Annotated in this window: 14 protein-coding genes; 12 read left to right on the forward strand and 2 right to left on the reverse strand. The window is 68.0% G+C overall.

Annotation, left to right across the window (positions count from 1 at the left end; genetic code table 11):
- Both murA and AC6RA4_RS19545 read left to right on the forward strand, forming a co-directional pair.
- Positions 1–1002: UDP-N-acetylglucosamine 1-carboxyvinyltransferase (gene murA, locus AC6RA4_RS19540; RefSeq protein ID WP_500163231.1), on the forward strand; the 1002-nt coding region annotated here is incomplete at its 5' end.
- Positions 999–1463 carry a DUF2948 family protein gene (locus AC6RA4_RS19545; RefSeq protein WP_500163233.1) on the forward strand — a complete coding sequence of 155 codons (465 nt, stop codon included), beginning with the start codon at positions 999–1001 and terminating at the stop codon, positions 1461–1463. The genes murA and AC6RA4_RS19545, both read left to right, overlap by 4 nt.
- Before the next feature lie 16 nt (positions 1464–1479).
- On the opposite strand, the gene AC6RA4_RS19550 is transcribed toward AC6RA4_RS19545, so the two are convergent.
- A complete protein-coding gene (locus AC6RA4_RS19550) occupies positions 1480–1878 on the reverse strand; it encodes a c-type cytochrome (protein ID WP_500163235.1) in 399 nt (132 codons plus the stop codon).
- A 152-nt stretch (positions 1879–2030) separates the two neighbouring features.
- On the opposite strand from AC6RA4_RS19550, the gene hisD reads away from it, so the two are divergent.
- Positions 2031–3332: a histidinol dehydrogenase gene (hisD, locus tag AC6RA4_RS19555; RefSeq protein WP_500163237.1), complete on the forward strand. Its 1302-nt coding sequence runs from the start codon at positions 2031–2033 to the stop codon at positions 3330–3332.
- A gap of 4 nt (positions 3333–3336) precedes the next feature.
- On the opposite strand, the gene AC6RA4_RS19560 is transcribed toward hisD, so the two are convergent.
- On the reverse strand, positions 3337–4542 hold the full coding sequence (locus tag AC6RA4_RS19560) for an alpha/beta hydrolase (RefSeq protein ID WP_500163239.1): 1206 nt from the start codon (positions 4540–4542) through the stop codon (positions 3337–3339).
- Between the two features lie 150 nt (positions 4543–4692).
- Between AC6RA4_RS19560 and AC6RA4_RS19565 the strand changes: the two genes are divergently transcribed.
- The 9 genes from AC6RA4_RS19565 to AC6RA4_RS19605 form a co-directional block, all read left to right on the forward strand.
- Entirely contained in the window at positions 4693–5172 is a 480-nt protein-coding gene (locus tag AC6RA4_RS19565; RefSeq protein ID WP_500163240.1) for a UPF0262 family protein, read from the forward strand.
- A gap of 3 nt (positions 5173–5175) precedes the next feature.
- Positions 5176–5622: an arsenate-mycothiol transferase ArsC gene (locus AC6RA4_RS19570; protein WP_417743369.1), complete on the forward strand. Its 447-nt coding sequence runs from the start codon at positions 5176–5178 to the stop codon at positions 5620–5622.
- Positions 5619–6017 carry a ketosteroid isomerase-related protein gene (locus AC6RA4_RS19575; RefSeq protein ID WP_500163243.1) on the forward strand — a complete coding sequence of 133 codons (399 nt, stop codon included), beginning with the start codon at positions 5619–5621 and terminating at the stop codon, positions 6015–6017. Before AC6RA4_RS19570 ends, AC6RA4_RS19575 begins: the two co-directional genes overlap by 4 nt.
- The gene (locus tag AC6RA4_RS19580; protein ID WP_500163244.1) at positions 6017–6601 is read left to right on the forward strand and encodes a GNAT family N-acetyltransferase; all 585 of its coding nucleotides are present in this window, start codon (positions 6017–6019) and stop codon (positions 6599–6601) included. The genes AC6RA4_RS19575 and AC6RA4_RS19580 overlap by 1 nt, the downstream gene beginning before the upstream one ends.
- A 95-nt stretch (positions 6602–6696) precedes the next feature.
- The gene (locus AC6RA4_RS19585) at positions 6697–7581 is read left to right on the forward strand and encodes a carbon-nitrogen hydrolase family protein (RefSeq protein WP_500163246.1); all 885 of its coding nucleotides are present in this window, start codon (positions 6697–6699) and stop codon (positions 7579–7581) included.
- Between the two features lie 96 nt (positions 7582–7677).
- Positions 7678–7896 carry a translation initiation factor IF-1 gene (infA, locus tag AC6RA4_RS19590; RefSeq protein WP_007792573.1) on the forward strand — a complete coding sequence of 73 codons (219 nt, stop codon included), beginning with the start codon at positions 7678–7680 and terminating at the stop codon, positions 7894–7896.
- Positions 7897–7962: 66 nt separating this feature from the next.
- Positions 7963–8541 (forward strand): Maf family protein, encoded by a 579-nt coding sequence (locus AC6RA4_RS19595; RefSeq protein ID WP_500163248.1) that lies wholly within the window; start codon positions 7963–7965, stop codon positions 8539–8541.
- The gene (locus tag AC6RA4_RS19600; protein ID WP_500163250.1) at positions 8538–9554 is read left to right on the forward strand and encodes a ribonuclease E/G; all 1017 of its coding nucleotides are present in this window, start codon (positions 8538–8540) and stop codon (positions 9552–9554) included. Before AC6RA4_RS19595 ends, AC6RA4_RS19600 begins: the two co-directional genes overlap by 4 nt.
- A partial coding sequence (locus AC6RA4_RS19605; protein WP_500163252.1) for a DNA gyrase inhibitor YacG occupies positions 9551–9661 on the forward strand: 111 nt, incomplete at its 3' end. The genes AC6RA4_RS19600 and AC6RA4_RS19605, both read left to right, overlap by 4 nt.

Below are 9661 nucleotides of genomic sequence, written 5' to 3' on the forward strand. Positions count from 1 at the left end.
CGCAAGATGCGCGCCTCGATCCTGGTGCTGGGCCCGCTCTTGGCCAAGCACGGCCATGCCGAGGTGTCGTTGCCCGGCGGCTGCGCCATCGGTGCCCGCCCGGTCGATCTGCACCTGCGCGCGCTCGAGGCGATGGGCGCCGAGCTCGACCTGCGCGAGGGCTATGTTCATGCCAAGGCGCCCGTGGGCGGTCTGAAAGGCGGCGTGGTCGATTTCCCGCTGGTCTCGGTCGGCGCCACCGAGAACGCGCTGATGGCGGCGACGCTGGCCAAGGGCACCACGCTGATCAAGAACGCCGCGCGCGAGCCCGAGATCGTCGATCTCGCGCGCTGTCTGCAGAAGATGGGCGCGCAGATCTCGGGCGAGGGCACCGGCACCATCGAGGTGCAGGGCGTCGATTCGCTTGGCGGGGCCACCCACCGCGTGGTCACCGACCGCATCGAGCTTGGCACCTACATGCTGGCCCCGGCCATCGCCGGCGGCGAGGTTGAGTGCCTCGGCGGCACCATCGAACTGGTGAAAAGCTTCTGCGAGACCCTCGATGCGGCGGGCATAAGCGTCGAGGAGACCGCGACCGGCCTCAAGGTCAGCCGCAAGAATGGCCGCGTGCAGGCGGTCGACGTGGTGACCGAGCCGTTCCCCGGCTTCCCGACCGACCTGCAGGCGCAGATGATGGCGCTGCTCTGCACCGCCGAGGGCACCTCGGTGCTCGAGGAGAAGATCTTCGAGAATCGCTTCATGCATGCGCCCGAGCTGATGCGCATGGGCGCGCAGATCGACGTGCATGGCGGCACCGCGAAGGTCACCGGGGTCGACAAGCTCAAGGGCGCGCCGGTGATGGCCACCGATCTGCGCGCCTCCGTCTCGCTGATCCTCGCAGGCCTTGCCGCCGAGGGCGAAACCGTGGTCAACCGGGTCTACCACCTCGACCGGGGCTACGAACACGTGGTGCGCAAACTTTCGGGCGTGGGCGCCAAGATCGAACGGGTGAAAAACGAGTGACCGACGCACGCTTTGAAGACGCCGCCGGCGCGCCGCTGAACCTCGGCGCGATGGACCCCGAGGATCTGCAGGTGCTCTCGGCGCTGGTGCAGGACGCGGTGCTGACCGTGGGCGATGTCGCCTGGCAGAAACGCCACCAGCGGCTGACCCTTCTGGTCAACCGCCTGCGCCGCGAGGACGGGGTGCATGTCTCGCCGCCCGAGCGGGTGCGAGCGCTGCTCTCGGTCGAGAACGTCATCGGCGTGGCGAGCCAAGGCGTGTCGCGCGACGATCCCGAGATGGTGCTGTCGATCCTGTCGGTGAGCTTCGAGCCCACCGAGGAGGGCGCGGGACACGTGGTCTTCACCCTCGCGGGCGACGGCGCGCTGCGCGCGCAGGTCGAAGCGCTGGAGCTTCGCCTGCGCGACGTCACGCGGCCCTACCGGGCGGTGTCCGGAAAGATCCCGGACCACGAGCTTTGAACCCGATCCGGGCCGGTCACTCGGCCTGGATCGACTCGAGGTAATAGACCAGCGACAGGATGCGTCCGCGCACCACGATCTCGCTGGCATAGGCGCCGATCTCGTCCTCGACCTCGCTCTTGAAGCGCTTGCCCCAGACCGGCATCGGATAGCCGTGGCCGCGGATGCCCGTGCGCCCGTCGACCACCTGGATCATGGCGAGCATCGGGAACACGCCGTCATTCTGCGCGGTGACCTGCGTCAGGTCCGGCACCGGCACTGTCATCAGCTCGGCCAACGGGCCATCGCCCATGCCGCTCTCGCCATGGCAGGCGGCGCAGTGGTTCATGTATTCCATCTCGCCGGCCTCGTCCGCAGACGCCGCAAACGGCAATGCAAGCGCCAGGATGCCGGCGATTGTTGCAAGGGTCTTCATGGGTTTCCTCCTCCCCAGATTGACTCACTCCCCGTCCGTGGAATGTTAGCGCGGCCTGTGTGGGTCGGCCTTGACCGGGATCAAGGCCCCAGACGCTTGAGGCGGGGGCGGGCAGGGGGTAAGAGGCGCTGGACAGCGAAAAGGACCGCGCCATGCCCGTTTTCCTCGATACCACCGAGCCGGATTTCGAGATCGAGTTCTCCCGCCTGCTGACGGCCAAGCGCGAGGACAGCCCCGATGTCGACGACACGGTCGCGGCGATCATCGCCGAGGTGCGGGCGCGCGGCGACGCGGCGCTGATCGACTATACCGCAAAATTCGACCGGCTCGAGCTGACGCCCGAGCGGCTGGCCTTCACGCCCGGGGAGATCGAGGCGGAATGCGCTCGCGTGCCCGACGACGAGCGCGCAGCGCTGGAGAAGGCCGCCGAGCGGATCCGCGCCTATCACGTGCGCCAGATGCCGGAGGACGCGCTCTGGACCGATCCCGACGGCGCCACGCTGGGCTGGCGCTGGACCCCGGTGGCCGCAGCCGGGCTCTACGTGCCGGGCGGTCTGGCGTCCTACCCGTCCTCGGTTCTGATGAATGCCATTCCCGCCAAGGTCGCGGGCGTCGAGCGGCTCTGCATCACCGTGCCGACGCCGGATGGCGTGGTGAACCCGCTGGTGCTGCTGGCCGCGCGCATCGCCGGGGTCGACGAGATCTACCGCCTGGGCGGGGCGCAGGCCATCGCCGCACTCGCCTACGGCACCGAGACCGTGGCCCCGGTCGACAAGATCACCGGCCCGGGCAACGCTTTTGTGGCCGCTGCCAAGCGTCGGGTCTTCGGCAAGGTCGGCATCGACATGATCGCCGGGCCCTCGGAAATCCTTGTCATCGCCGATGCCGAGAACGATCCCGAGTTCATCGCCCTCGACCTGATGAGCCAGGCCGAGCATGACGAGAGCGCCCAGTCGATCCTGGTCACCACCGATGCCGCTTTCGGGCAGGCGGTGGCGGCCGAGGTCGAGCGCCAGATCGAGGTGCTCGAGCGGGGCGCCATCGCCGGCGCCAGCTGGCGCGATTTCGGCGCCATCATCGTGGCACGCGATCTCGACGAGGCGGCGGCGCTCTCGGACCGGGTTGCGCCCGAGCACCTCGAGCTCTGCGTCGCCGACCCGCTGGCGCTGTCGGAAAAGATCCGCCACGCCGGTGCGATCTTCCTTGGCCAGTGGACCCCGGAGGCCATCGGCGACTATGTCGGCGGCCCCAACCACGTGTTGCCCACGGCACGCTCGGCGCGGTTCTCCTCCGGCCTTTCGGCGCTGGATTTCCTCAAGCGCACCACGCTGGCGCAGATGTCGCCACAGGCGCTGCGCGCCATCGGCCCCGCCGCCGAGGTGCTGGCCAACTCGGAAAGCCTTCAGGCGCACGGGCTCAGCGTGACGGCGCGGCTGCGCAAGATGAACGACTGAAGGCTCAGGTCACCCGCAGCTTGGTGACCGTCTTCGGGGCCGGCTTGGGCGGCGCCTGCTCTGCGACGGGCAGGGCGCTGCCCGGCTGCACCAGCAACAGCAGCGCCTTTTCGCAGCGGTAATAGGCCTCGTGGATGTCGGCCAGTTCGAACAGGTGCATGCCGCGCGGCACATGCGGCGTGACCGCCTTCGGAAACACCGGATCGTAGAGCGCGCCGGGCTTGCCCGCGGCATCGATCCGGCGCGGCACCGGCACCTGCGAGCCCATGTAATCCTGCGGAAACACCACGTCGATCCAGCCGCGAATGCGCGGCTTGGCCTCGTAGAACTTGGCGATCTCGCATTCCACCAGCGGTTCCTGCTGCGACAAGAGCCCCAGCGCCGAGCCCCAGGTGAACAGCACCACGTGATCGAGCCGGTCGCCATAATCGGCCAGCGCATCCACCGCGATGGCGCCGCCGAGCGAATGCCCGACCACGTAGATCTCGTCATAGGCCTTGTCGCCGCTCACGTCGCCGACCTGGTCGAGCAATTCCAGCGCCCGCGCCTTGGTCTTGGCGCGCAGCCCGATGTCGTCGTCGCCGCAGGGCTCGTCGCGCAGGTAGGCCTTGGCATAGGCCGAAATATTGGCGAATTGCTCGAGATAGCCGAGGCTCCAGACCCAGAGCAGAAGCCCCGCCAGCACCGAGGTGGTGACCGCCGCCGCCCCGGCGGTGATCTTGGCCCAGAGATGCTCGAAGCCGGGGATTGCACCGAAGGCATCGGGGATCGAAATCGCCCCGAAGGTCTGCAACAGCAGCAGCGCCACCACCAGCCACCACAGGATCAGCGCCAGCGCCGCCAGCCGCATGGCGGTGGCCGCCCGCGGCGGCGCCTCGCCGCGATCGCGCCACGCCCGGGCGCCGCCGAACAGCCAGTAGCGCAGCAACAGCCCGCCGCGCTTGAACCGGACCCAGGGCGATTCCCGGCTCCAGTCCGGCACAAGATCGGCCCAGTAGGCCTCGTAGACGTCGATGTCGCGGCTCGCGCCGCCGATGCGCGCGGTGGCGCGCAGGCAGGCGGCCCCGGCGCGCGGCCCGTCGCCATCCTCAAGCTGCTCGACCCGCCAGCCGTCGGTATAGTGGCGCAGGGCGCGCACCAACCGGTCACGGGTAAGGTTGCGTTCGGTGCGGCCGAAGCCGGGGATGAGGACGATGGCGCGGCGGGGCATGGGCGTGCTCCGAAAGGAAATGCAGGCAAAGAATGCGCAATTGTATCACATTTCCCGTCATGCGGGAAACGCGACATCGCATCGCTCCGCCGCATTGCAGTGTGATGCCGGTCGCGTTAAGCCTTTCAGGCCCGGTGAAGGACAGCGCTCATGAGCCACATCTCGCAGATCGACCTAGACGACGCCAACCTGCCGCCGCCGACGCCGGAGATCGAGCAGGAGCGCCGCGTCGCCATGTTCGACCTCATGGAGGAGAACTCCTTCACGCTGCCCGCGCGCGACGGCCGCGAGGTGCCTGCCGGGCCCTACAAGCTGGGCCTTGCGATCCGTGAGAAGCGGCTGGTCTTCGACATCGCCACCGAGGCCGACGAGAAGGCGGCGGAGTTCCACCTCTCGCTGTCGCCGTTCCGGCAGGTGGTGAAGGACTATTTCCAGATCTGCAAAAGCTATTTCGACGCGGTGAAATCCGCGGCGCCGAGCCAGATCGAGACCATCGACATGGCCCGCCGCGGCATCCACAACGAGGGCGCGCGCATCCTGCAGGAGCGGCTCGAGGGCAAGGCCGAGGTCGATGACGACACCGCGCGCCGGCTCTTCACCCTCATCTGCGTGCTGCATTTCGGAGGCTGAGGCTTGGCCGGACTGCCGCAATCGGTGCTGTTCTGCTGCGATCACAACGCAGTGCGCTCGCCCATGGCCGAAGGGATCATGAAGAAGCTCTACGGCTTCGACACCTATGTGCAATCGGTGGGCGTGGTGAACGATCTCGACATCGACGGCTTCGCCATCGCGGTCTGTCGCGAAATCGGCGTCGAGCTCGACAAGCACCGCTCGCGCAGCTTCGAGGAACTCGAGGAGATGGGCGAGGCGCTGTCGGGCTTCGACCTGATCGTCGCCATGTCGCCGGCTTCTCAGCGCGCCGCGCTCGATCTCACGCGCTACTATCACCTGACGGTGGAATACTGGCCGGTGATGGACCCGACCGGGCTGGGCGAGACCCGCGAGATGAAGCTCAACGCCTACCGTCAGACACGCGACCAGATCACAGACAAGCTGAAGAGCAGATGGGGAGCCACATGAGCGCAACCGACACCATCCGGCGCTATTTCGACGCCTTCAACGCCAAGGACACGGAAGGAATGCTGGCCTGCCTCGATGCAGAGGTGGCGCATCACGTCAACGAGGGGCAGGTGCGCACCGGCAAGACCAAGTTCGCCGAGTTCTGCGCCCACATGTCCCACTGCTACGACGAAACCCTCACCGACATGGTGGTGTTCGAGGCCGAGGGCGGCACCCGCGCCGCCGCCGAATACATCGTCAACGGCACCTATCTCGCCACTGATTCCGGCCTGCCCGAGGCCAACGGCCAGACCTACCGCTTGGCCGCAGGCTCGTTCTTCACCCTGAAGGACGGCAAGATCACCCGCGTGGTGACCTTTTACAACCTCGCGGACTGGATCCGGCAGGTCGGCTGATGCGGGTCGAGGTGCTGACCGGCGCGGCGCTCGACGCCGCGCTCGACGATGTGGCGCGGCTGCGCATCGCGGTGTTCCGCGACTGGCCCTATCTCTATGACGGCGATCTCGCCTACGAGCGCGCCTACCTGCAGACCTACCGCGATAGCCCCGGCGCCGTGCTCGTCGGCGCCTTCGACGGCGAGACCCTCGTCGGCGCCGCCACCGGCACGCCGATGGAAGACCATTCCGACGACTTCGCGAGCGCCTTCGCTGCAACCGGCCTCGACCTCGCCACCATCTTCTACTGCGCCGAATCCGTGCTGCTGCCGGCCTATCGCGGCCGCGGCGTCGGCCATCGCTTCTTCGACCTGCGCGAGGCCCACGCCCGCGCGCTGGGCCGCACCCGCTCCGCCTTCTGCGCCGTCCAGCGCCCCGCCGATCACCCGCTCCGCCCGGCGGATTATGCCCCGCTCGATCCGTTCTGGCGCAAGCGCGGCTACGCGCCACTCCCCAGCGCTCTTGCACATTTCCGATGGAAAGACACCGATCAGGCCACGGAATCCGACCATTCCTTGCAGTTCTGGATCAAATCCCTGACCTGACCGCCAACAGACCGCGCCCCTGGCTTCTTCTGGCCAGAAATATCCCGGGGTCCGGGGCAGCGCCCCGGTCCGACGCCTCCAAAAGGACCGCCACGATGAAACTCGCCACCGCCGCCTACCAGATGGATTTCCTCGACAGTTGGGAGGCCTACGCCGCAAAGCTCACCTCCTGGGTCGACGAGGCGGCGGGGCAGGGCGCCGACCTGCTGGTGTTCCCGGAATACGGCGCGATGGAGCTGGCGACGCTTGCAGGGAAAGAGGCCGCCGCCGATCTCGAGGCCTCGCTGCACGCGGTCTCCGACCGCATCCCGCAGGCCGACGCGCTCCATGCCGAGCTCGCGAAACGGCACGGGGTTCATATCCTCGCCGCCTCCGCCCCGGTCTTTGACCCCGCGATCGGCCCCCGCCCGGTCAACCGCGCCCGCTTCTTCGCCCCCTCCGGCGCCATGGGGCATCAGGACAAGCAGATCATGACCCGCTTCGAGCGCGAGGACTGGGGCGTCGTGGGCGGCGGGCCGCTGCATCTCTTCGACACCGCGCTCGGCAAGATCGGTATCCTGATCTGCTACGACAGCGAATACCCGCTGCTGGCCCGCGCGATGATGGAGGCCGACCTGATTCTCGTCCCCTCCTGCACCGAGGCCGCGCATGGCTACAACCGGGTGCGCATCGGCGCCATGGCGCGCGCGCTCGAGCAGCAATGCGTGACGGTGATGGCCTCCACCGTGGGCGATTGCGACTGGTCCGAGGCGGTCGACACCAATTGCGGCATGGGCGGCATCTTCGGCCCGCCCGACACCGGCTTTCCCGCCGATGGCGTGCTGGCGCAAGGGCAGATGAACCAGCCCGGCTGGACCTATGCCACGCTCGAACTTGACGCCGTCAGCCGGGTCCGCAAGGATGGTGTCGTGCTCAACCGCGCCCACTGGGCAGAGCAGGCCGGGCGTGACAGCCCCGCCGTCTTGCGGAGCCTTTCCTGATTTCCGGGCCAATGCGCCCTTGAATTACGCGCGAATTGAGCGCATATCCTTGTGCGTTCCGCGAACTAGGGCGGAATTGCAATCACAGGAGTGACCATGGCCAAGGAAGACATTCTCGAATTCCCCGGCGTCGTAAAGGAACTCCTGCCCAACGCGACATTCCGGGTCGAGCTCGAGAACGGCCATGAGATCATCGCGCACACGGCAGGCAAGATGCGCAAGAACCGCATCCGTGTTCTGGCTGGCGACCGCGTCCAGGTGGAAATGACCCCCTACGATCTGACCAAGGGTCGGATCAACTACCGCTTCAAGTAAGCCTCGCATGGGCCTGAAGACACTGGCGAACCCCGCAATGCGGGCAGCGCCCGCTCGGGCCCGCGCATGAAGCTCGTTCTGGGCTCCGGATCTCCGCGCCGGCGTGAGCTGCTGGCGCATCTGGGCATCGTGCCTGCGGACATCCGCCCCCCCGACATCGACGAAGATCCCCGTCGCGGCGAGCTGCCGCGGCCCTATTGCGTGCGCCTCGCCCGCGAGAAGGCCGAGGCGATCCCCGCCGCCGGCGACGAGATCGTGCTCTCCGCTGACACCACCGTCGCGCTAGGGCGGCGAATCCTCGGCAAGCCGGAAGATGAGAAGGAGGCCGCAGCCTTCCTCACCGCGCTGTCGGGGCGTCGCCACCGGGTGATCACCGCCGTCGCTGTGCGCCGTGGCGACAGGGTCTGGGAGCGTGACGTGGTCACGCAGGTGAAGATGAAGAGCCTCTCCAACGAAGAGCTCAACGCCTATCTGCAAAGCGGCGACTGGCGCGGCAAGGCCGGGGGCTACGGCATCCAGGGCATGGCCGGTGCCTTCATCCCGTGGATCGGCGGCTCCTTCACCGCCGTGGTGGGCCTGCCGCTCGCCGAGACCGCGAATCTGCTTCAAGCCGCCGGGTTCCCGCTCTACAAGTCGGCCCCATGAAGGGACGAACCATCGCATTGGACGAGCTCGACGGGACGGAGGCCGCTGCGCTGATCGTCGACGGACAGCTCCACGATCTGCTCATCGACAGCGACCATCCGCGTCCGGGCACGATCTATCGCGCCGTGGCCCTGCGCCCGGTCAAGGGGCAGGGCGGCATGTTCCTGCGCACCCCCGACGGCAACGCCTTCCTGCGGCAGGTCAAGGGGCTCGCCCCCGGCGACGCGCTGCTGGTGCAGGTCACCGGCTTCGCCGAGCCCGGCAAGGCCATCCCGGTGACCACGCGGCTGCTGTTCAAGTCGCGTTACGCCATCGTCACCCCGGGCGCGCCGGGCATCAACGTCTCGCGCCAGATCAAGGATGACGATCTGCGCGACGAACTTCTTGGCATCGCGCATGAGGTGATGGAGGGCGATCACGGGCTGATCCTGCGCTCTTCCTGCGCCTCGGGCGATCCCGACGACATCGCCGAGGACATCGCTGCCATGGTGCAGCTCGCGGCGCAGGTCATGGCCGACGCCACGGGCGATGCCGAGACGCTGGTCGAGGGCGATGGCCCGCATGCGCTGGCCTGGCGCGAGTGGGAAAGCGAAGACGTCGATGCCGAGCCCGGCAGCTTCGAGCGGCATGGCGTGCTCGACGCGCTCGAGGAGCTGCGCTCGCCGCTGGTGCCGCTCCCGGGCGGCGGCTCGATGTGCATCGAACCCACCCGCGCGCTGGTCGCCATCGACATCAACACCGGCAACGACACCTCGCCCGCCGCCGGCCTCAAGGCCAACATGGCGGCTCTGCGCGAGCTGCCGCGCCAGCTGCGGCTGCGCGGGCTTGGCGGGCAGATTCTCGTCGACGCCGCCCCGGCCCCCAAGAAGGACCGCCGCCAGATGGAGCAGGTGCTCCGCGCCGCGCTCAAGCAGGACGCCACCGAGACCATCCTCGCCGGCTGGACCCAGCTCGGCCTGATGGAGCTGCAGCGCAAGCGCGAGCGCATGCCGCTGCGCGAGGTGCTGAAATGAGCTGTCCGATCTGCGGCAAGCCGACCGAGGCGAAATACCGTCCGTTCTGCTCCAAGCGTTGCGCCGATATCGACCTCGCGAAATGGGTCTCGGGCAGCTATGCCATC

This window comes from Salipiger sp., from assembly GCF_059781815.1.

Excerpts from the sequence above, each read along its gene's own strand:
- AC6RA4_RS19550 (WP_500163235.1), bottom strand. The coding sequence starts at position 1,878 with ATGAAGACCCTTGCAACAATCGCCGGCATCCTGGCGCTTGCATTGCCG.
- AC6RA4_RS19575 (WP_500163243.1), top strand. The coding sequence starts at position 5,619 with ATGAGCGCAACCGACACCATCCGGCGCTATTTCGACGCCTTCAACGCC.
- AC6RA4_RS19565 (WP_500163240.1), top strand. The coding sequence starts at position 4,693 with ATGAGCCACATCTCGCAGATCGACCTAGACGACGCCAACCTGCCGCCG.
- infA (WP_007792573.1), top strand. The coding sequence starts at position 7,678 with ATGGCCAAGGAAGACATTCTCGAATTCCCCGGCGTCGTAAAGGAACTC.
- AC6RA4_RS19600 (WP_500163250.1), top strand. The coding sequence starts at position 8,538 with ATGAAGGGACGAACCATCGCATTGGACGAGCTCGACGGGACGGAGGCC.
- AC6RA4_RS19560 (WP_500163239.1), bottom strand. The coding sequence starts at position 4,542 with ATGCCCCGCCGCGCCATCGTCCTCATCCCCGGCTTCGGCCGCACCGAA.
- AC6RA4_RS19580 (WP_500163244.1), top strand. The coding sequence starts at position 6,017 with ATGCGGGTCGAGGTGCTGACCGGCGCGGCGCTCGACGCCGCGCTCGAC.
- AC6RA4_RS19585 (WP_500163246.1), top strand. The coding sequence starts at position 6,697 with ATGAAACTCGCCACCGCCGCCTACCAGATGGATTTCCTCGACAGTTGG.
- AC6RA4_RS19595 (WP_500163248.1), top strand. The coding sequence starts at position 7,963 with ATGAAGCTCGTTCTGGGCTCCGGATCTCCGCGCCGGCGTGAGCTGCTG.
- hisD (WP_500163237.1), top strand. The coding sequence starts at position 2,031 with ATGCCCGTTTTCCTCGATACCACCGAGCCGGATTTCGAGATCGAGTTC.